This is a genomic window from Roseovarius sp. MBR-51, assembly GCF_053628575.1.
In genome coordinates this window covers 45,152-66,013 of sequence record NZ_JBRJGQ010000015.1, presented here as the reverse complement: position 1 = coordinate 66,013, position 20,862 = coordinate 45,152, and the positions used below count along the sequence as shown (strand labels likewise).

Below are 20,862 nucleotides of genomic sequence, written 5' to 3'. Positions count from 1 at the left end.
CTCAACGCTTGACGGGAAATAAGAAACAGCGATCTCTGCGGATCATCAGCCATAGCGCCTTGCCCGGTTTCGGCAGGAACACATTGGGCACTGTTGCCTTGAGCAAAGAGCCGTCGTGATCCATCCGAAACTCGACCAGACTCTCGGAGCCCATGAAGCGCGCGCGCTCGACCACACCGCGCGCGGGCGTGCCGTCCTGCGAGGTGGGATTTGGGCCGCGCCCGTGCCGGTCAAAGTCGATCTTGATATGCTGTGGTCGGATCACGATCTCTACCTCGCTGCCCTCATAGGCGCCGGGCGAGAGAAACTGGCCAAAGGGCGTATCCACCAATGAGCCACGCACCCTGCCCCGGATCACGTTGACCTCAGAGAAAAACGCCATGGCACTGCGGTCCACCGGAGCATTGTAGACATTATAGGGTGCCCCCTGTTGCACGATCCGCCCGTCACGCATGAGCGCGATCTCGTCGGCCATGCGCATGGCCTCTTCGGGCTCGTGCGTGACCAGCAACACTGCCGTGTCCTGTTCACGCAGAATCTCCAGCGTCTCGTCGCGAATACCATCACGCAAGCGGTTGTCGAGGCCAGAAAAAGGCTCGTCCATGAGCATGATGCCGGGACGGGGCGCAAGCGCGCGGGCCAAGGCGACGCGCTGCTGCTCGCCCCCCGACAGTTCATGCGGATAGGCGTTGAGATGCCGCTGCAATCCCACCCGCTCGAGCAATTCTCCAATTCGAACCGCTTTGGCAGATTTGTCACCACTAAGACCAAATCCCACGTTCTGCGCCACGCTGAGATGCGGAAAGAGGGCAAAGTCCTGAAACATCAAGCCAATGTGCCGCCGCTCTGGCGGAATGCGAAACACGGTGTTGCACACAAGGTTACCATCGACCCAGATCTCACCAGCATCTTGCATTTCGACCCCAGCGATCATACGCAGCGTCGTCGATTTTCCACAACCTGAAGGCCCAAGCAGGCAGGTCACATGCCCCGGCATCACCCGTAGTGAGACGTCATTGACGACGAGGCGTCCGTCATACCGACGCATCAGATTCTTGACTTCAAGCCGGGGAATTGGGGTCTGCACCGGAGCCTCTAGTTCTTTCCGATCAAATCTATCGGGTTTTATTCGCTGGAAATATCAACCCCTGCGACACCATGCAACCCATATGCCCTGCGGCCCGTTGACAGGTAGGGGAAGAGGTGTTTGTGTGGCGGCGCATTTATAGGATTGGAGTTTGTCCCATGCGGATTTTGAGTGGTGCCTTGTTGACCTTTTGTCTTGCATTTCCTGCCTATGCAGACAGTGATCGCGAGGCGCGGGTTGCAGTTGCCAAAGAGTATGTGCAAGCGACCATGACGGATACCGATATCCAAGAGTTCATCAAACAACTTTGGCAGCCCATGATTCAACAAATGGCGGCAACCCGTCAGGCGATGACACCAGAACAGATCGAGCAAATTGGCCAGCTTTTCTCTTCAGAGTTAACCGAACCTCTGACCGATGTCATGCTCCAGCAGGATGAAATCATGGCTGATATCATGACGCTGGAAGAGTTGACCGCATTGCGCGACTTCTACACGTCAGAGCATGGCGGCGCCGTGATGCGCAAAATGCCGCAACTGGCGCAGATTCAGCAACCGATGATTTCTGCTGTCTTGCAAAAGGCGATGCCAGACATGATGCCAAAGATCGAGGCAATCACCGTTCCCGAGTGAAAAGAGCGTCGCGCCGCCACTCAGTGACGGCGCGCGAGTTGCAACTTGGACCACTCACCGCCGCAGTTACTCTTTCGGCAAATCCATCATGGCGGTGAATTCGGCCTCAGCGGCCAACTCGCCCTCAACTTCGGCAACACCCGAGAATTTCCAGACCTTGCCGCCGGGCTTTCCACGCGTCGTGCGCAGTTTCATTTCAAGCACATCCCCCGGCACCACCATGCGGCGAAACTTGGCGCTGTCTATCGCCATGAAATAGACCAGCATGTTTCGGTCTTGCATGTTCAGAGCGGTGCCAACCATCACGGCGGCCGTCTGCGCCATCGCCTCGATGATGGTGACGCCAGGCATGATCGGCTTGCCCGGAAAATGTCCTTGAAAATGCGGCTCGTTCATCGTCACATTCTTGATGCCGCGCGCCGACTGATAACCATCGATATCGACCACCTTGTCGACCAAAAGGAACGGATAGCGATGCGGAATCAGCCGCTGGATCAGATGGATGTCCGCAGATTTGAGAGGCTCTGTCATGGGCTGTCCTTTCGCATAACACCTTGCTCGTCCCTAGCAAGCGGACGACAAAGGAGCAATATCTCAAACCTGTCTATTCGACCGGGGCTTCCGGAGCAGGGTCCGGATCTTTATCGGATACTTCCGGGGCCTGAGGTCCACGCCCTATGCGCTCATTTATGCGAACCACGGCAAGATCCGTTACATCCGCGGCCCCCGCGTGCAGCATCACAGCGCGCGCATCTATCATCACCATTGCGCCCGCCTCACGCAGCAGATCCTCCAGGACGGGCTGCACGACGCGCATGAACTGCACCGGCACCAAATCCCGGCGGCGTTCCAGGTCGCGGGACATGCGTTCGCTTTCAAGCCGCAACTCTTCCACTTTTTGATCAAAGGCATCCGCCAGAGCACGAAATTCATTCGATGGAGTTGTCGCCCGCAGGCTTGTCAGGCTTTTTTCTTCGGCTTCCAACTCCTTGGCAATCCGGTCATTATGCGCAATAAGCCGGTCCCGCTCTGTCTGGATCTCAACTTGAAGCCGTTGACCAAAATCGGATTCGATCAACATGCGCTCGGGGTCGATCACCAGAACATCGCTCTGAATGACGCCCATCTGTTGCGCTCGCGCCGCCTCATGGGTGCCAAGAGACAGCGCCAAGATCAGCCCAGCCAGAGCAAGGGCCGTTCGCATGTTCAGAATTCCGTTCGAACCGTCAAATCGAACTGTTGCTCGATATCGCCCGGTTCTTTCTTGAGCGCGTTGGAGAAGTTCATGCGGATCGGCCCAAAGGGTGAAGACCAGAATATCGAGAAACCAACCACATGCCGCGCTTTGAACCCAGTCGAGGACAGCGTGTTGCCCGGAGCAACAGACCCCCGGTTACCAATACCCCAGATCGAGCCGATGTCGTAGAACGCCCCGCCAGTGATGCCATATTCGTCGGGCAGGCCAAGGGGAAACTCCGCTTCAAATTTGAGTGCAGCGAAATAATCACCGCCCAACAGTTCGTCGTCTTCAATCGGACCCATGCCATTCGGCTCAAAGCCGCGAATAACCTGTGAACCAAAGCGATTGAGAAAACGGCTGCTTTGGCCTCCGGAAAACTCGATCGCACCGCCCTCAAGGATAGCCCTCAGGGTCACATCCTCATTCATGACAGTCGTTTGGCCGACCAGACGCGCCGTGGTCTTGATATAGTCGTTGTCACCGCCAAGACCGGCAAACTCCTGGCCAAACGACAAGAGAACCCCCGCATTGGGATTGAGCCCTGACTCTCGAGTGTCATAATTGAAATTGTAACCCACAGCACTGGTCCAGAGCGCACCTTGGTTGATCTCGTCCAGCAGAATCCCAGACGTGCCCTGATAGTCAGACATGTCCTCGTAGCTGGCATTGTAGTAGATGCCAAGCCGGGTATTCTCGCCTGTCGGAAAGGTCAGGCTGGGGCGGAATGTCCCGATTGCAGTGTCAAACAGGCTGTTGTCGCTCTCAGTTTCCTGAAATGAGAAATCAAGACCCAAGGCCACATCACGCCCAAGAAAGGCTGGCTCAACGAAGCCTAGATTGTAGTTGATCGAGTCGGCGGTGGCCAAAATCTGCGCGGTTAACCGTTGACCGCGCCCGATGAAGTTGCGCTCCGAAAAGCCAAGAGAAATGCCAAGGCCCGAGTTGGTGGAAAAGCTGGCACCGACGGACACCGTTCCTGTGGTTTGTTCTTCCACGTCGGTCTCGATGACAACTTGGTCCGGACGCGACCCCTCGCGCGCATTCACGTCCACCTCCTTGAAATAACCCAAGGCCCGGATACGAGTTGCCGCTTGCTGGATCGAGCGGGGATTGAACGGATCACCCTCGGCTTGATCAAACTGGCGTCGGATCACGCGGTCGAGCGTCGTCGTGTTACCTTCGATGTCGATCCGCTCAACAAAGATGCGCGGACCGCGTTGAAGCGCGAATTCCACATTCAGCGTCAAGTCGCGGTCATTTCGGGTGATGCGCGGCTCGACTCGCAGAAAATCAACGCCGTTCTTGATGGCCAGACGTTCCATGCGAGCGATCGAATTCTCGACCAGGGTCGGGGAGTAAACCACTCCCGGTTTGATCTTGAGTGTGTCGTGATAGGTCTCGGCCTCAACCCCGTTTATCTCGCTCACGGTTGTGATCTGGCCGAATTTGAACTGCTGGCCTTCCTGAACATTGAACGTGACAAAGTAAGCGTCCCGCTCGCGGGCCAATTCGGCATTGGTCCCCGTGACGCGGAAATCCACGTAGCCGCGCGAGTTATAGAAATCGGTCAGCACCTGACGATCAAAGTTCACCCGATCTTCGACAAAGGTGTCGCGTTCGATCAGGGCGCGCAGGAGGCCGGTTTGCTTGCTTTCGACCACGCGCCGGAGACGGGTGTCGGAAAAGGCGCGATTGCCGACAAAGCCAATACGCTGCACCTCAATCTTGCGGCCCTCAAAAATCTCGAACACCAGATCAACGCGGTTATCGCTCCGCCGGATCACCTTCGGCGTCACACGGGCTGCAATGCGACCGTTCTGGCTATAGGCTTCTGAAATGATTCCCGCGTCACGCTCGGCCTGCGTCGGGCTAAAGACTTGACGCGATTTGCTCTGGATGAATCCAGCAAGATCGTCGTCCTTGATCTTGTCGTTGCCCTCAAAGGCGATGCGATTGATGGTTGGAAATTCGGTGACGCGGATCAGAAGATTATTGCCCTGCGGGACAAGCTCAACTTCTTCAAAAAGCCCCGAGGTCAAGATTTTCTGATAGGCGTCGTTCAATTGACCAGCCGAAACGGTCTCGTTCCGCGCGATGCCTGCGTAGGATAGAATCGTTCCTGCTTCGATCCGTTGGTTGCCCTCAATGGACACTGACGAGAAGCGATAGGACTGCGCCTCGGCTCGTTGGCCCGTTCCGAACAGGAATGTGGCAATGATCACTGAGACGAGAGCGGCTTTAACGGTTCTCAACGCGAAAAAAAAGTTGCGGCTATGCTGCCGATTCATGTCGCGATCATTCATTGCTCAAACCCAGTCAGACATCTCATTAAGGATGTCAGTAACCCGTCTGTCTGGCCTTGTCAAAACGCGAGTGGCCGTGAAACAGGTCGCATGGATCAGAGTGCGCCAATAAATCCACCGGCAAAAAGAGCCAACCCAAGAGTCACCAGATAAAGCAACAGATCGGCATTCACCTGAAGCAACACGCTAGCGCTTTGATATCCATCTTTGAGCTGTTGCATTTCGCACCCCTTTGACAAAGTTGCCGCCACCAAAAAGAGTGCCATTCCGATCTGGCGAATTCAGGACAGGACTGTGGCGAAATTTTGGCGAACGGGCTTCAGCGCCTATTGCCTAGTCAGTCGCCCTGCCTCCTGCCGACGTTGCGTTGGTCCATAAAGCGCTGGAGCCGGGACAGCCCTTCTTCGATGTCCGCCGTGGCGCGAGCATAGGAAAACCGCAGCGTTCCAGCACCGCGGACTGGGTCGAAATCCAACCCCGGTGTCACTGCAACCCCGGCCTTGTCCAGAATTTCGGCAGCAAAGGCGCGGCTGTCGTCAGTGAGATGGCTGACATCGGCATAAACATAAAAGGCCCCGTCAGGCGGCGCGATACGGTCAAACCCAGCTTTGGGCAGCCCATCCAGCATCAGGGTACGGTTACGCCGGTAAATCGCCATATTGGCCTCAAGTTCCGACGTACAATCCATCGCTGCGAGGGCGGCGATCTGACTTGCGTGAGGCGGACAGATAAAGAGATTCTGTGCCAGACGTTCGACCACGCGTACGTCATCTTCGGGCACCACCATCCAGCCGATGCGCCAGCCGGTCATGGAAAAATACTTGGAGAAGGAGTTGATCACATAGCATTCGTCTGTGATCTCAAGCGCGCTGACGGCGCGTTGCTCATACTCGATGCCGTGATAAATTTCGTCGCTGATGAAGGATGCCCCCTGCGCGTGACACGCCTCAATGAGCCCGCCAAGCGCTGCCCGGTCCAGCATCGTACCGGACGGATTCGCCGGACTCGCCACCAGAAGCCCGCGCAATTCGCGTCCGGCGAGATCGCCTGGGGCTGGCTGCAAGCGGTTTTCCGCCGCCGTTTCTATATCCACCGGCACGAGATCCAACGCCCGCAAAATCTGGCGATAGCTGGGATATCCCGGCGCACCGATTCCGACCCGGTCGCCAACATCGAAAAGGGCCGTAAAGGCAAGAATGAAGGCCCCGGAGGAGCCGGGAGTGATGACGACCCGGTTTGGGTTCAGGTCGATATTGTACCAGTCTTTATAGAGCCGCGCGATCCGTGCGCGCAGGCCTGGCAGGCCGAGCGCCACCGTGTATCCCAGAGACTCGCGCGCCATTGTTTCGACAAGGGCATCACGTGCGCCTTGCGGAGCAGGAGTACCCGGTTGCCCCACCTCCATGTGGATGATGTGGCGTCCCATTGCCTCGGCGCGGCGCGCGGCCTCCATCACATCCATCACGATGAAGGCATCGACCTGCGACCGGGTTGAGTTTCGCATGGGTTTTCTCCTAAACTGCGCGCACTTGCCGACCCGTCTCACTGGAAAAGGCCGCCAAGGTCAATGCTGCTTCTCCGACTTGCCGCGCTCTCATTACTGCTGACCCTGACGCTGGCTGTTCCGGCGCGGGCAGTGACGTTGCTGCGTGATCCCGATATTGAGCAGGCCTTGCGCAGTCTTGCGACGCCTGTATTGCAAGCCGCAGGATTGAGTCCCGCACGGGTGGATATTCTGGTGATCGACGATTCGAGCATGAATGCCTTTGTGATCGATTCGGACAGTATTTTCATACATTCAGGGCTGCTCTTGAGGATGGAGACCCCGGCCATGCTGCAATCGGTGATTGCGCACGAGGCTGCCCATATTGCAAATGGTCACCTCATGCGTCGCCCGATCAATGCCCGCAATGCCAGAACCGCCGCGGCACTTGGAACAGCTTTGGCGGCCGCAGCAGGAGCAGCCGCCGGAAGTGGCGAGTTTGCTGCAGGGGCAGCAGCCGGGCTTCAGGGTGCCGCGATGCGCAGCTTTTTTTCGCACACGCGGGCCGAGGAAAATGCGGCCGATGCCAGCGGTATGCGGTTTATGGCCGCCGCAGGTATAGATCTGCGCGGTGCAGTGCAGGTCATGGAGCTATTTCGGGGACAAGAAGCCCTGTCTCTAGGCCGTCAGGATGCCTATGCGCGCACCCATCCCCTCTCTCGGGACCGGTTTCGACGGATCAGCCAATTGGCCGACGCACAGTCAAAAACCGTAACGCCCGACCCTGAAGCAACCTATTGGTTTGCGCGGGCCAAAAGCAAGCTCTCGGCGTTTCAACGATCTCCGAAATGGACGCTGACGCGAGCGGGGGAATATGGCTATGAAGACGTCAAATTGATGCGTCAGGCAATTGCCTATCATCGGCAGGCTGATCTGCGCCGGGCTTTGGCCGCGATAGACGGGGCCATCGCACGGCGTCCGACCGATCCTTATTTGCACGAGTTGCGCGGGCAGATTCTCATGGAAAGCAGACAGATCAAGCCCGCCGTCGCTGCCTATGCGCGCGCCGCCAATCTGGCCCCGCGGAATGCGCTGATCCTTGGATCTTATGGGCGGGCTCTCTTGGCTGATGGCCAGGTGCAAAAGGCGGCAGAGTTTCTGGAAACCGCGAGGGGACGCGATGGTCGAGACCCGCGAATCCTGCGCGATCTGGCACAGGCCAATGCAAAGTTAGGCAATAACGGTATGGCCTCGGTCCTGACCGCAGAGCGATATGCGATGGCAGGCCAATTGAAAGATGCTAAGATACATGCGACGCGCGCGTCCTCCCTGTTACCCCGTGGTTCTGCCGCGTGGCAAAGGGCACAGGATGTACTTTTTGCGGCAGAAGCCGAAGAAAAACGGAGAAAATGACCTTGATGCTACGTTCTGTTCTGTCCGCCGCCAGTTTTGGCCTTTGCTTGATTTTGACACAGCCGGCCTCCGCGCTCGATCTTGAAAGTTTGAACGAGGCCGAACGCACGGTCTTGCGCGAGGAAATTCGAGCTTATTTGCTCGAGAACCCCGAAGTGATCATGGAAGCAGTTGCCGTGCTGGAACAGCGCGAAGCCCAAGGCCAGGCGCAGGCCGATAGCGATCTGGTCAGAAGCAATGCCGATGCCCTCTTCAACGATCCGAACTCTTGGGTTGGGGGCAATCCTGAGGGCAACCTGACATTGGTCGAATTCATGGACTATCGCTGCAGCTATTGCCGCCGCGCGTTCGAAGACGTCAAAGGCCTCTTGGCCGCCGATGGTAATATCCGCTTCATCATCAAGGAATTCCCCATTCTGGGTGAGGAATCCGTGCTCGCCTCACGCTTTGCCATCGCTACACGCCAGGTTGCAGGGGATGAGGCCTATAAATCCGTCCATGACGCGCTGATGAGCTATAGCGGAAGCATGAATGAGACCGGATTCACCCGTCTGGCGGATGCGCTTGGCCTAGATGCCTCTAGAATCATCGCGGAGATGAACAGCAAGGCGGTCTCTGAGGTGATCGCGGCCAATCATGCGCTTGGTCAGAGAATGCAGATCACCGGCACACCGTCCTTTGTGATGGGCGATCAGATGCTACGCGGGTACTTGCCTCAAGATGCCATGCAAGAGATCGCCAACGAGATCCGCGCACAATAGCCGTGCGCCCTGCCCTCTTCGTTGCTGTCCTATTACTTGGGACAGCCCAACCTGTCTTTGCGCAAGAGATACCGCAGCAATCGCGAACGGCACTTGGAGAGGCAATACGCGCCGTGTTGGTCGAGACACCAGCACTGATCTATCCATTGCATGAGCTGCCACAGATTGTGGCAACCGATCTGTATGGTGAGGATGCCGCGCGTGATCTGGGACTGTTGGGCCGGGCCTCGAAACAACTGTTTTCACCCGGTCTGCCCGGCTTTGGGGCAGAGGGCAAGACCGCCGCAATAGTGTTCTTCACGCAAGATGATTGCCCCGACTGTGCCGCCGCCGAAGCCGAGTTACGCCATCTCGCGGCAGCGCTTTCGCTGCGGGTCAGCGTATTTGACATGGTGCGGGACGCGGCACTGGCCGAAAAGTTGGGCCTCGACATGGCCCCCTCGTATGTGTTGCCTGACATGTTGTTGCGTGGGGCCATGCCCGCAATCGTTCTTGAGAAGTATCTGCGACCGTGAACGACAAAGGCGCGCCACTGCGGCGCGCCTGTTTGTTTTGGCATTGGACTGAGGCTTAGTTGACCAGTGTCGCCGCTGCCGCCTGTGCCATAGCCTCGACTCCGAACATGTTGACGATGCCAAGCAGCATCACTGCTGCCGAACCCATCAGAAACGCCCATTGCACTGCCGAACGACCGGTCTCGACGCCGGTCCCCTCTTGTCCGAAATACATGTAGAAGACGATGCGCAGATAGTAAAACGCGCCGATCACGGACGCGACAACCCCGGCAATCGCCAGCCATGCAAGCCCACCTTCATAGGCCGCGCGCAGCACGTAAAGTTTGCCAAAAAAGCCCAAGAGCGGCGGCACACCGGCAAGGCTGAACAACAGGATCATCATGGCAAGCGCGCGCCCCGGTTCGGCGCGCGAATACATCGCAAGGCTGCGAATATCCGTCACCGGTTGCCCATCCCGCTCCATAGACAGGATAAAGGCAAAGGTGCCCACGTTCATCGTGACATAGATTGCCATATAGATCAGCATCGCCTGCACGCCAAAAACCGTGCCGGCTGCCAGTCCCATCAGCGCATAGCCCATATGGGCGATAGAGGAATACGCCATCAGACGCTTGATATCGGTCTGGCCGATGGCCGCAAATGCGCCAAGGAACATCGAGAGCAGCGCCAGAAGCGCCAACACCTGCTGCCAATCCGCAACCACCCCACCAAAGGCGTCATGCACGACTCGAGCAAAAAGCCCCATTGCCGCCATTTTGGGGGCCGTCGCAAAGAACGCAGTGATCGGAGTTGGCGCGCCCTCATAGACATCGGGCGTCCACATGTGAAAGGGCACCGCCGAAATTTTGAACGCGAGACCGGAGATAACAAAGACCAGACCGATCAAAAGTCCGATCGGAGCCTGCCCCTCGGCTGCTGCGATGATGCCGGAGAAAAGCGTTGTGCCCGCAAAGCCGTAGATCAGCGACGCCCCATAGAGCAACAGGCCAGACGACAGCGCGCCCAATACGAAATACTTGAGCCCCGCCTCGGTCGATTTTGCGCTGTCCCGGCGCAAAGAGGCCACGACGTAAAGCGACAGCGATTGCAGCTCGAGCCCCATATAGAGCGCCATCAGATCGCCCGCGCTGACCATGACCATCATGCCGACGACGGCCAGGGCCACAAGGAGCGGATATTCAAACCGCAGGATACCGCGCCGCGACATGTAATCCTGTCCCAGCACCAGCACCGCCGCCGCTGAGAGGAGAATCGTGATCTTGGCAAAACGCGCAAAGCCGTCGTCGTTGAACATGCCGCCAAAGGCGGTGCGCGTGCCGGTCCCCGATGCCCCGATCCAGATCGCCAGCAGCGCAAACAGCCCCGCCGTGACCCAGACCAGCATGCCCGCCATTCGGTCCTGCCCGGTATAGGCCACACCCAAGAGCGCCAGCAGCGCATAGGCCGAGAGCACGATCTCGGGCAGGATTATGGATAGATCAGCCTGCATGTCTCAGGGCCTCCGGTTCAATGCGAGGTTTCGGCAAGTTGTGTCGCAGCTTGCGCCACGGCCTGTGCCGTCTCAACGTTGGAAATCAGCGCCTCGACCGAGGGGCCGGTGATGTCAGTCACAAGCCGGGGGTAAACCCCGAGCAAGAGCGTCATCACCACCAGCGGCGCGAAAATCGCCCGCTCGCGTTTGGTCATATCTGTGATGGTGCGGAGACTTTCCTTGATCAGATCACCAAAGACCACCCGACGATAGAGCCAGAGCGCGTAGGCTGCCGACAGGATCACACCCGATGTCGCAACCGCTGCTACCCATGTATTGACCTGAAACACACCGACCAGCGTCAGGAATTCCCCGACAAAGCCAGAGGTGCCCGGCAGGCCGACATTGGCCATGGTGAAGAACATGAAGATCAGCGCATAGGCGGGCATCCGATTTACGAGACCGCCATAGGCATCAATCTCCCGGGTATGCATCCGATCGTAGATCACGCCGACGCAGAGAAAGAGCGCGCCCGAGATAAATCCGTGGCTGATCATCTGGAAAATCGCACCATCCACGCCCTGTTGATTGGCCGCAAATATGCCCATTGTGACGTAACCCATATGGGCGACCGAGGAGTAGGCGATCAGTTTCTTCATGTCTTCTTGGGCAAGTGCCACCAGCGAGGTGTAGACAATGGCGATGGCTGACATCCAGAGCACCAAAGGCGTCAGCACCTCAGTGCCAACGGGAAACATTGGCAGGCTAAAGCGCAAGAAGCCATAGCCGCCCATCTTCAACAGGATCGCTGCCAGCACAACAGAGCCAGCCGTGGGCGCCTGAACGTGGGCGTCCGGCAGCCATGTGTGGACCGGCCACATTGGCATCTTGACCGCAAAGCTGGCAAAGAACGCGAGGAACATCAGCGTCTGCATTCCGCCGATCACAGTCAAACCGAGGATCGAGAACGTCTCGCTCTCGAACTCATGCTTGAGCAGGTCCGCAATATCGGTGGTCCCTGCATCCGAGAACATTGCGACCATCGCCACAAGCATCAGCACGGAGCCAAGAAAGGTGTAGAGGAAGAATTTGAACGACGCGTAGATACGCTCCTTGCCGCCCCAAATCCCGATGATCAAGAACATCGGAATAAGCCCTGCCTCGAAGAAGAGGTAAAAGAGCACGAGATCAAGCGCCATGAATACGCCCAACATGAGCGTCTCCAATAACAGGAAGGCGATCATATACTCCTTGACGCGGCTGGTCACAGTCCAAGACGCCGCAATGGTCAGCGGCATGATGAAGGTGGTCAGCATAACGAAAAGCACACTGATCCCGTCAACGCCCATCTTATATTGCAAGCCCAAGAGCCATTCCCGCTCTTCGACCATCTGGAACCCGGTGTCGGAGGGGTCGAACTGAAAGAGGATAAACAGCGACACGATAAAGGTCAGCGTGGTGGCGATCAGAGCCACCCATTTGGCATTGCGCTGTGCCGCTGCATCCTGACCACGAAGAAAAACCGCGAGGATTGCCGCCGCGACCGCCGGGATGAAGGTCACAATGGAAAGCAGGTTGTCCATCAGTTGGCTCCCCCGAAGATCGTCATCCAAGTCACCAGAACCGCAATCCCGATCACCATGGCAAAGGCATAGGTAAAGATGTAGCCGGACTGTGCCCGACCAGCGAGGCGGGTGACCCAAGGAATGAGCCCCATCGCCACACCATTGATCGACCCGTCGATGACGTCCCCATCGCCGCGCTTCCACAGGAGGTTTCCGAGCGCCTTGGCAGGCCGGACAAAGAGAAAGTCGAAGATCTCGTCGAAATACCACTTGTTGAGCAGAAAGAGATACAGCGGGCGCTGTGTATCTGCCACTTTACGCGGCATTGAGGGGTCAAGGATGTAGAACCAGAATGCCATCACAAACCCGATCAGCATCGCAAAGAACGGGCTGACCTTGACCCAGGTGGGGGCATGGTGCGCATCATCCATGACGTGATTGTCGGGATGCATGAAAATGGCACCTTGCGGAGCCTCACCATGGGCTGCGACAGGGGCGTCGCCTTCGGTCGCGACTTCTTCGGCGTGGTCGGTTCCGGCTGCTGCCTCGCCGGTTACATTTGCGCCATGTCCCTCAGACGCTTCTGCGTGATGCGCGGCAATGCCAAAGAACTTGTTGACGGCGTCATGGCTCCCAAAGAAGCTGTTGAACCAGATCATACCGGCAAAGACCGCGCCAAGCGCCAGTACCCCGAGCGGGACCACCATGACCATCGGGCTTTCGTGCGCGTGCTCATGTGTGTGCTTGTCGCCGCGCGCCTCGCCAAAGAAGGTGAGAAAGATCAGGCGCCAGCTATAAAACGAGGTGAAGAGCGCCGCAATCACCAGCATCCAAAAGGCATAGCCGCCTTGAGTGCCCGCCCATGCGCTCTCGATCACCGCGTCTTTGCTGAGGAAACCCGCAAAGCCGATATGGGTGAGCGGGATGCCCACGCCGGTGATCGCCAGTGTGCCGATCATCATCGCCCAAAAGGTATAGGGAAGTTTCTTTCGCAACCCGCCATAGTTGCGCATGTCCTGTTCGTGATGCATGCCGTGGATCACGGAACCCGCTCCAAGAAACAACATCGCCTTGAAGAACGCATGTGTGAAGAGGTGGAACATCGCCACCGAATAGACGCCCACACCAGCGGCCACAAACATGTACCCAAGCTGAGAACAGGTCGAATAGGCAATCACGCGTTTGATGTCATTCTGGACCAGCCCGACTGTGGCGGCAAAGAACGCCGTCGAGGCTCCGAGAAAGACAATAAAGGTCTTTGCCTCAGGTGCATATTCCATCAACGGCGACATGCGGCAGACAAGGAACACGCCTGCTGTCACCATGGTGGCCGCATGAATGAGCGCGGACACAGGTGTCGGACCTTCCATCGCATCGGGCAGCCACGTGTGCAAGAAAAGCTGCGCCGATTTACCCATGGCGCCTATGAAAAGAAGCACTGCAATCAGATTGGCCGCGTTCCATTCAGACCAAAGAAAGGTCAATTGTGTTTCGGCCAACTGAGGCGCAGCCGCGAAAATATCATCAAGCTTGATGCTATCGACCAGAAAGTAGAGCGCCATGATGCCAAGCGCAAAGCCAAAGTCGCCGACCCGATTGACCACAAACGCCTTGATCGCAGCGGCATTGGCAGACGGCTTGCGATAGTAGAACCCGATCAGGAGGTAAGAGGCAACGCCCACGCCCTCCCAACCAAAGAACATCTGCAAGAGATTGTCCGAGGTCACCAGCATCAGCATCGCAAATGTGAAGAACGACAGATAGGCGAAAAAGCGGGGGCGATAGCTCTCGTTCTCCCGGAAATTCTCGTCATGCGCCATGTAGCCCATGGAATAGAGATGCACGAGCGCCGACACGGTCGTTATCACGATCAGCATAATCGCAGTCAGGCGATCCATCCGTATCGCCCAGGCCGTATCCAGCGTGCCAGATTGCACCCAATCGAGGAGATGCACCTTTTCCAGGACACCATCATGCCCAAGAAACACAACCCAGCTTAGGAGACAGGAGAGGAACAAAAGGCCGGTGGTCAGCCACTGCGCGCCCTTGTCACCGATGATCCGCCAGCCAAAACCCGCGAGAAGCGCCCCGACGAGAGGCGCGAAGAGGAGAATGGTTTCCATGGCTTCAGCCTTTCATCACATTGACGTCTTCGACAGCAATGGTGCCGCGATTACGGAAGAAACAGACAAGAATCGCGAGGCCGATCGCAGCCTCTGCCGCTGCGACGGTCAGCACGAAAAGGGTGAAAACCTGCCCGACCAGATCGCCCAGAAAAGACGAGAAGGCAACAAGGTTGATATTCACTGAAAGCAACATAAGTTCGATGGACATCAAGAGGATGATCACATTCTTACGGTTCAGGAAGAGGCCAAATATACCGATGACGAACAGCGCAGCTGCCACCGTCAGGTAATGTTCAAGTCCGATCATCGTTTCACCCTCTGACCCTCAATTTTCTTCTTTTCATGACGCGCAGGGTGGCAAAACCCAAAAGCGCCTTTAGTCCCCAAAGTGCGGCCAAACCCGCCACACCGAGGGTTGATAATACCTGATGCGCGATGTCAGCCATTAAAGACCCTGCCCCGGCTTCACGTCGCGCAATTCCATCGCTTTAGCAGGGTCGCGGTACATCTGCGCCAGCACATCCTGCCGTTTGACATCGGTCCGGTGCCGCAGCGTTAGAACGATCGCCCCGATCATTGCCACCAACAGGATCAGGCCCGCCAATTGGAACAGAATGAAATAAGTGTCATAGAGCAGAAGTCCCAAGGCCGCAGTATTCTCGACCCCGTCCGGGGTGACAGAGCGGCGCGCGGCCTCCGCGCCATCCGCCATCTGCCAATTGCCAAAGACCAGTCCGAATTGCATGAGCAGGATCACCCCGATCAGCAGGGCAAGCGGCATATACTTCGCCATTTCTGCTTTCAATTCGGCAAAATCCACGTCGAGCATCATCACGACAAAGAGGAACAACACCGCAACCGCACCCACATAGACGATGATCAAGAGCATCGCGACAAACTCGGCACCAAGAAGCACGAAGAGACCAGCGGCACTGATGAAGGACAGGATCAGCCAGAGCACCGAATGCACCGGATTGCGGCTGATGACGGTAAAGAGCCCCCCGGTAAGAAGTGACACAGCAAAAAGATAAAAAGCCATGGCCGAAAACGTCATTTGTCTTTTCCTTCCTTATCGGCCTCGTCCATGACCTCGCGGGCGAAATCCATCGCGCGGGTCATCGAAGGGATGCCAGCAAACATCGCCATCTGCGCAATGGTCTCGGCGATCTCGTCCTGGGTGGCCCCCGCTTCGAGCGCGTGGCGGACGGTCATGCGGATCTGGGTGTCGCTCTGCGCGCCCAGCATGGTCAAGCCCGCCAATGTGATCAGCAGGCGCGTCTTGGCATCCAGCCCCTCCTTGTTCAACCCCTTGCCAAAGCTCATTTCCATGAATTCCTTGGGCATGGTTGGCCATAACGACTCGAACCCTTTGGGAGAAAAGGATTCAAGTGCCGGGTTCATCGCCTTGGCCATTTCCTGAGCCTGACGCATCATCATCTCAAAGGGGTTGGTTGGATCGCTCATCTGTAGGGTGCATCCATCTCGAGGTTGCGGGCAATCTCGGCCTCCCAGCGGTCGCCATTCGCGAGCAGTTTGGCCTTGTCATAGAACAGCTCTTCGCGTGTCTCGGTGGCAAACTCGAAATTTGGCCCCTCGACAATAGCATCCACGGGGCAGGCCTCTTGGCAGAAGCCGCAGTAGATGCATTTCGTCATGTCGATGTCATAGCGCGTTGTGCGGCGGCTGCCGTCGTCGCGCGGCTCCGCGTCGATGGTGATGGCCTGCGCCGGGCAGATTGCCTCGCAGAGTTTGCAGGCGATGCAGCGCTCTTCGCCATTGGGATAACGACGCAGCGCATGCTCACCCCGGAACCGCACTGAAAGCGGGCCCTTTTCATGCGGATAGTTCAGCGTGGCCTTGGGGGCAAAGAAGTATTTCAAGCCGAGCCGGAACCCCTTGATGAAATCGGAGAGCAGGAAATACCCCGCCGCGCGTCCGTAATCTATCTTGGTCATGGTTCAGCCTCCAATCGCCCAGCGGGCCCAAAAGCCGCCCAGCACTTCGAATTTCGCAAGGAAGGACACGATAACGACCCATCCCAGAGACATTGGCAGGAACACTTTCCAGCCAATCCGCATCAACTGATCGTAGCGGTAACGTGGTGTGATCGCCTTGACCATGGCGAAGATGAAGAAGAAAAACGCCATCTTGCCGATCATCCACAACACCCCATCGGGCAACCCCGGAATGGGTGACAGCCAGCCGCCAAAGAACAAAAGGCTCATCAGCGCGCACATCAGGAAAATCGCGATATACTCGCCGGCCATGAACAATAGGAACGGCGTCGAGGAATATTCCACCTGATACCCCGCCACCAGCTCCGATTCAGCCTCTGGCAGATCGAATGGCGGCCGGTTTGTTTCGGCCAATGCGCTGATGAAGAACAAGAAAACCATCGGGAAATGCGGTAGCCAATACCAGCCGAAGAACCCGAAATCGGTATCCTGTGCCCGGACAATTTCGCTGAAATTGAGCGAGCCGGTCGAGATGATCACGCCGATGATAATCAGGCCCAGCGACACCTCGTAGGAAATCATCTGCGCCGCAGAGCGCAACGATCCAAGGAACGGGTATTTGGAGTTTGATGCCCAGCCCCCCATGATCACACCGTAGACCTCAAGTGAGGAAATGGCGAAGACAAAGAGCACGGCGACGTTGATGTCCGACAGGACCCAACCCTCGTTCATCGGAATCACGGCCCAAGCCAGCACCGCCAACACGAAGCTCGTCATCGGGGCCAACATGAACACCGTTTTGTCGGCCCCTGCGGGCACCACGACCTCTTTGACCACGTATTTCAGAGCATCCGCAACCGTCTGCAACAGGCCCCATGTACCCACCACGTTCGGACCCCGGCGCATCTGCACGGCAGCCCAGATCTTGCGATCACCGTAAACCAGGAACAATAGCGACACCATGACAAAGCCAAGCACCGCAAGACATTGCGCAAAGATGATCACAAGAATCCCGAGCGGGGTTGTAAAAAATTCAGCCATCAGGTCCTCACACCATCGGTATTCCGTTTTCCGCACAATTCGCGGCGACGACTTCGGCGTCGATTGTCAGTAGTCCTCGGGGCAGAGCCGCCGAGATCGTATAAACCGCATCGCCTTGCCAGATGCCAGCCTGTTCCGCAACACTGGTGCGCAAGTGACGGGCAAAGCCATAGCCCCGGATCAGCGCATATTGCGCGGCGGCGCATTCGGCATAGCGCTCCACATCCGTGGCGTCGCGCGCGCCACGCATGCGAACGTGGAAATTCACCAGATCCCCATCCAAAAGCCGCGTCTCAATGCCCTGATATTCGGGCGCAAAGGGCGCGGGGGCCGCGCTCTCGGTACAGCCCGCCAGCCCAAGCGCCAGAGGCGATATGAGGGCCACAACCATTCTCACTCTGCCGCCATCGGTTGCGTGTCGCGCGCCTTTGCATTTGCACTGAGTTCCGCCATCAATTCGCTGGCGCGGGCGATCGGGTTGCTCAGGTAGAAATCCGCAATCGCCAGCCGGAAATCGGCCTTGCCAAGTGCTGCCTTGGTCAGCGGTTGCCAGTCATTCTGCGCCACATGATCAATCTTTTTCAGATGAGGTACGGCCTTGACCAGCGCCTGCCGCAGTTGCGCGATGCTGTCATAGGGCAATACCGCACCCAATTCGCCACTGAGCGCCCGCAGAATGGCCCAGTTTTCCTTGGCTTCACCCGGTGCAAAGCCCGCGCGCAGCGCCAATTGGGGTCGGCCTTCGGTGTTGACAAACAGACCTTGTTCTTCGGTATAGGCAGCCCCCGGCAGGATCACATCGGCACGGTGCGCGCCGCGATCCCCATGGCTGCCCTGATAGATCACAAACGGACCCGAAGCGATCTCAATCTCGTCAGCGCCGAGATTGTAGATCACATCAGCACCGTCAATCGCGGCCTCTAGCCCGCCATCGGTCACGGCACCTACATCCATCGCGCCCACACGCCCCGCCGCTGTATGGAGCACCAGCATCCGACCCGAGAGCGCCATCGCTGCGGCCAGAACCGCCGCACCATCAGCCTCGCGCAGCGCGCCCATACCGACAATGACAATCGTATCCTCCGGCACTTTGAGTGCATCGAGCCCGGCACGATCCGTGCCCGCGTGGGTATACTCATAGGTGAGATCAACCTTGGGACCGATCAGAGTGATATTGGCGCCCTTGATCCACGCCTTGCGCAGACGCGCGTTCAGAACCGGGGCTTCAACTCGTGGATCGGTGCCGATCAGTACGACGTTCTTTGCCGTATCCAGATCCTCAATCGTCACATTGCCCACATAGCCACTGCGATTGCCTGCGGGCAGATGGGCCTTGTCTGTGCGGCATTCCACATGCCCACCCTGCCCCTCGATCAGACCTTTGAGGGCAAAGGTCGCCTCGACGGGAACAAGATCACCAACCAAACCAGCGACTTTCTTGGCACCCTTGATGGCCTGCGCGACCGTTGCGAGCGCCTCTGGCCAAGTGGCCACCCGCAGCTTGCCGTTTTCACGGATATACGGCCGGTCCAGACGCTGACGCCGCAAGCCGTCCCATACAAAGCGCGTCTTGTCGGAAATCCATTCCTCGTTCACACCGTCATGGTTGCGCGGCAGGATGCGCATGACCTCACGCCCCTTGCAATCCACCCGAATACTGCTGCCGAGCGCATCCATCACGTCGATGGTTTCGGTCTTGGTCAATTCCCAAGGGCGCGCGGTAAAGGCATAGGGCTTGCTGACCAACGCGCCAACCGGGCACAAATCAATAATGTTGCCCTGCAAATTGCTGTCGAGCGTTTGCCCCAGATAGCTGGTGATTTCGGAATCCTCGCCACGTCCGGTTTGACCCATCTGCATGATCCCGGCCACCTCAGAGGTGAAGCGCACACAGCGCGTGCAAGAGATGCAACGCGTCATATGGGTCTCCACCAGCGGGCCAAGGTCCAGATCCTCGCTTGCCCGCTTGGGTTCGCGATAGCGGCTGAAATCCACACCATAGGCCATGGCCTGATCCTGCAAATCGCATTCGCCGCCCTGGTCACAGATCGGGCAATCAAGCGGATGGTTGATGAGCAGAAACTCCATCACCCCCTCGCGGGCCTTTTTGACCATGGGGCTGTTGGTCTTGACAACCGGCGGCTGGCCATCCGGGCCGGGACGCAGATCCTTGACCTGCATGGCACAGCTTGCCGCCGGTTTAGGCGGACCACCCACGACCTCAACAAGACACATCCGGCAATTCCCGGCAATCGACAACCGCTCGTGATAACAGAAGCGCGGCACCTCGACCCCAGCCTGCTCACAGGCCTGAATCAGGGTCATTGCGCCCTCTACCTCGATCTGCTGATCGTCGATGATGATCTTGCGTAGGTCAGACATATTATCTCACTTTGCTTTCAGAAACTTGCCGATCGGGCTTTGCTTCGCGATTTCCGATTGGCCCAGTTCACACAGACTCGGGCCGTCATTGGGCATGGCCCCCATCGACCGGATGTAATCGTCGCTCCGCCCGCGTATCTTTCTCTTTTCGGCCTTGTCGGTGATGTAGGCGTCAATCTCGGCTTCGGTGTACCCACGCGCACGCGCCTCGGCTTTGAGGGACTTCATATAGGAGATGGCCGGTATCACACGCGGCGAGATCGTCTCACAGCGTTTGCGGATTTCATCGGCGACAGCCATATAGAAAAGCCCCTGATTTATATCAGCCTCCTGAGAGAGCGAGCCGGCACTGGCCGACGCCACACTCCCGGATACACCCAGTCCAACGCTCAGGATAAAAGACAGGATCGTACGCATCAGATCATTCCCTTCATATCAGTACGGGGCATCACCAACATGGCGCGCCCATCTGCTCTGCAGATGGGTTTCATGGTGTCTGCTATGCAATAGCAAACAGCCCAAACCCCTGATATGAAACGGTTTATGACCATATAATGCAGCGTCCCCTGACTGATACCGTGTCCCCGGAGCGCCCATAAACCGGTCCTTCAGCCCCGACAGGCACGCCGGACCATGCAATCTCGGAGGTGCCGAAATTGGTCAGACAATACCGGGTTGCCTCATACAGAACGGCCTGTTGCGCGCCCTCGATTCCACGACCGGCCCGCCGCACCGAGGCAGTGAAATTGCGCCGGTCCTCTTTTTGTGCCCGCGCCTTGCCGGGATAGTAGTTGCCGTTGAACAACACCCGTTCCTCGCGCTCTGCACAGGCTGCGAGCACGGTCATCGCAATCAGGGCAATCCCTGCGAGACGATATGTCCGCAACG

The 20,862-nt window shown here is 57.6% G+C and carries 23 protein-coding genes; 4 read left to right on the top strand and 19 right to left on the bottom strand.

Annotated elements, in window-relative coordinates; translation table 11 throughout:
• Position 1: 1 nt before the first annotated feature.
• Complete coding sequence (locus ACSSVY_RS18500) at positions 2-1,048, bottom strand: ABC transporter ATP-binding protein (protein ID WP_454271201.1); 1,047 nt, start codon at positions 1,046-1,048, stop codon at positions 2-4.
• 197 nt (positions 1,049-1,245) lie between these two features.
• Between ACSSVY_RS18500 and ACSSVY_RS18495 the strand changes: the two genes are divergently transcribed.
• Positions 1,246-1,719, top strand: coding sequence for a DUF2059 domain-containing protein (locus ACSSVY_RS18495; RefSeq protein ID WP_454271199.1), 474 nt, complete (start codon positions 1,246-1,248; stop codon positions 1,717-1,719).
• A gap of 66 nt (positions 1,720-1,785) precedes the next feature.
• Here the strand turns inward: ACSSVY_RS18495 and fabZ are convergent, their stop codons facing one another.
• From fabZ to ACSSVY_RS18470, 5 genes are all read right to left on the bottom strand, one after another.
• Complete coding sequence (fabZ, locus tag ACSSVY_RS18490) at positions 1,786-2,250, bottom strand: 3-hydroxyacyl-ACP dehydratase FabZ (protein ID WP_009818930.1); 465 nt, start codon at positions 2,248-2,250, stop codon at positions 1,786-1,788.
• A 73-nt stretch (positions 2,251-2,323) separates the two neighbouring features.
• Positions 2,324-2,923, bottom strand: a complete 600-nt coding sequence (locus tag ACSSVY_RS18485) for an OmpH family outer membrane protein (protein WP_454271197.1) — start codon at positions 2,921-2,923, stop codon at positions 2,324-2,326.
• Positions 2,924-2,925: 2 nt separating this feature from the next.
• Positions 2,926-5,262, bottom strand: coding sequence for an outer membrane protein assembly factor BamA (gene bamA, locus ACSSVY_RS18480; protein WP_454271195.1), 2,337 nt, complete (start codon positions 5,260-5,262; stop codon positions 2,926-2,928).
• A 95-nt stretch (positions 5,263-5,357) separates the two neighbouring features.
• Complete coding sequence (locus tag ACSSVY_RS18475) at positions 5,358-5,528, bottom strand: hypothetical protein (protein ID WP_454271193.1); 171 nt, start codon at positions 5,526-5,528, stop codon at positions 5,358-5,360.
• A gap of 71 nt (positions 5,529-5,599) precedes the next feature.
• Positions 5,600-6,766, bottom strand: a complete 1,167-nt coding sequence (locus ACSSVY_RS18470) for a pyridoxal phosphate-dependent aminotransferase (RefSeq protein WP_454271192.1) — start codon at positions 6,764-6,766, stop codon at positions 5,600-5,602.
• Between the two features lie 63 nt (positions 6,767-6,829).
• On the opposite strand from ACSSVY_RS18470, the gene ACSSVY_RS18465 reads away from it, so the two are divergent.
• Genes ACSSVY_RS18465 through ACSSVY_RS18455 form a run of 3 tightly spaced genes read left to right on the top strand, consistent with a single transcriptional unit; the run spans position 6,830 to position 9,434 of the window.
• Positions 6,830-8,158: a M48 family metalloprotease gene (locus ACSSVY_RS18465; RefSeq protein ID WP_454271190.1), complete on the top strand. Its 1,329-nt coding sequence runs from the start codon at positions 6,830-6,832 to the stop codon at positions 8,156-8,158.
• The gene (locus tag ACSSVY_RS18460) at positions 8,155-8,919 is read left to right on the top strand and encodes a DsbA family protein (protein WP_454271188.1); all 765 of its coding nucleotides are present in this window, start codon (positions 8,155-8,157) and stop codon (positions 8,917-8,919) included. Before ACSSVY_RS18465 ends, ACSSVY_RS18460 begins: the two co-directional genes overlap by 4 nt.
• 2 nt (positions 8,920-8,921) lie before the next feature.
• A complete protein-coding gene (locus ACSSVY_RS18455; protein WP_454271186.1) occupies positions 8,922-9,434 on the top strand; it encodes a hypothetical protein in 513 nt (170 codons plus the stop codon).
• A 55-nt stretch (positions 9,435-9,489) separates the two neighbouring features.
• Here the strand turns inward: ACSSVY_RS18455 and nuoN are convergent, their stop codons facing one another.
• The 13 genes from nuoN to ACSSVY_RS18390 form a co-directional block, all read right to left on the bottom strand.
• On the bottom strand, positions 9,490-10,923 hold the full coding sequence (gene nuoN, locus ACSSVY_RS18450; RefSeq protein ID WP_454271184.1) for an NADH-quinone oxidoreductase subunit NuoN: 1,434 nt from the start codon (positions 10,921-10,923) through the stop codon (positions 9,490-9,492).
• A 17-nt stretch (positions 10,924-10,940) separates the two neighbouring features.
• Positions 10,941-12,488, bottom strand: a complete 1,548-nt coding sequence (locus tag ACSSVY_RS18445; RefSeq protein ID WP_454271182.1) for an NADH-quinone oxidoreductase subunit M — start codon at positions 12,486-12,488, stop codon at positions 10,941-10,943.
• A complete protein-coding gene (gene nuoL, locus ACSSVY_RS18440; protein WP_454271180.1) occupies positions 12,488-14,593 on the bottom strand; it encodes an NADH-quinone oxidoreductase subunit L in 2,106 nt (701 codons plus the stop codon). Before nuoL ends, ACSSVY_RS18445 begins: the two co-directional genes overlap by 1 nt.
• A gap of 4 nt (positions 14,594-14,597) precedes the next feature.
• Complete coding sequence (gene nuoK, locus ACSSVY_RS18435) at positions 14,598-14,903, bottom strand: NADH-quinone oxidoreductase subunit NuoK (protein ID WP_009818941.1); 306 nt, start codon at positions 14,901-14,903, stop codon at positions 14,598-14,600.
• Between the two features lie 4 nt (positions 14,904-14,907).
• The gene (locus ACSSVY_RS18430; RefSeq protein ID WP_454271178.1) at positions 14,908-15,042 is read right to left on the bottom strand and encodes a hypothetical protein; all 135 of its coding nucleotides are present in this window, start codon (positions 15,040-15,042) and stop codon (positions 14,908-14,910) included.
• Positions 15,042-15,650, bottom strand: coding sequence for an NADH-quinone oxidoreductase subunit J (locus ACSSVY_RS18425; protein WP_454271177.1), 609 nt, complete (start codon positions 15,648-15,650; stop codon positions 15,042-15,044). The genes ACSSVY_RS18430 and ACSSVY_RS18425 overlap by 1 nt, the downstream gene beginning before the upstream one ends.
• On the bottom strand, positions 15,647-16,060 hold the full coding sequence (locus ACSSVY_RS18420) for a carboxymuconolactone decarboxylase family protein (protein WP_009818943.1): 414 nt from the start codon (positions 16,058-16,060) through the stop codon (positions 15,647-15,649). The genes ACSSVY_RS18425 and ACSSVY_RS18420 overlap by 4 nt, the downstream gene beginning before the upstream one ends.
• Positions 16,057-16,551: an NADH-quinone oxidoreductase subunit NuoI gene (gene nuoI / locus ACSSVY_RS18415; protein WP_009818944.1), complete on the bottom strand. Its 495-nt coding sequence runs from the start codon at positions 16,549-16,551 to the stop codon at positions 16,057-16,059. Before nuoI ends, ACSSVY_RS18420 begins: the two co-directional genes overlap by 4 nt.
• Before the next feature lie 3 nt (positions 16,552-16,554).
• On the bottom strand, positions 16,555-17,592 hold the full coding sequence (nuoH, locus tag ACSSVY_RS18410) for an NADH-quinone oxidoreductase subunit NuoH (protein WP_009818945.1): 1,038 nt from the start codon (positions 17,590-17,592) through the stop codon (positions 16,555-16,557).
• A gap of 7 nt (positions 17,593-17,599) precedes the next feature.
• Positions 17,600-17,983: a hypothetical protein gene (locus tag ACSSVY_RS18405; RefSeq protein ID WP_454271235.1), complete on the bottom strand. Its 384-nt coding sequence runs from the start codon at positions 17,981-17,983 to the stop codon at positions 17,600-17,602.
• A gap of 2 nt (positions 17,984-17,985) precedes the next feature.
• Positions 17,986-19,974 (bottom strand): NADH-quinone oxidoreductase subunit NuoG, encoded by a 1,989-nt coding sequence (nuoG, locus tag ACSSVY_RS18400; protein WP_454271175.1) that lies wholly within the window; start codon positions 19,972-19,974, stop codon positions 17,986-17,988.
• Between the two features lie 6 nt (positions 19,975-19,980).
• Positions 19,981-20,391: a DUF5333 domain-containing protein gene (locus ACSSVY_RS18395; RefSeq protein WP_454271174.1), complete on the bottom strand. Its 411-nt coding sequence runs from the start codon at positions 20,389-20,391 to the stop codon at positions 19,981-19,983.
• Positions 20,392-20,515: 124 nt separating this feature from the next.
• Positions 20,516-20,821, bottom strand: coding sequence for a hypothetical protein (locus tag ACSSVY_RS18390; protein WP_454271172.1), 306 nt, complete (start codon positions 20,819-20,821; stop codon positions 20,516-20,518).
• Between the last annotated feature and the right edge of the window lie 41 nt (positions 20,822-20,862).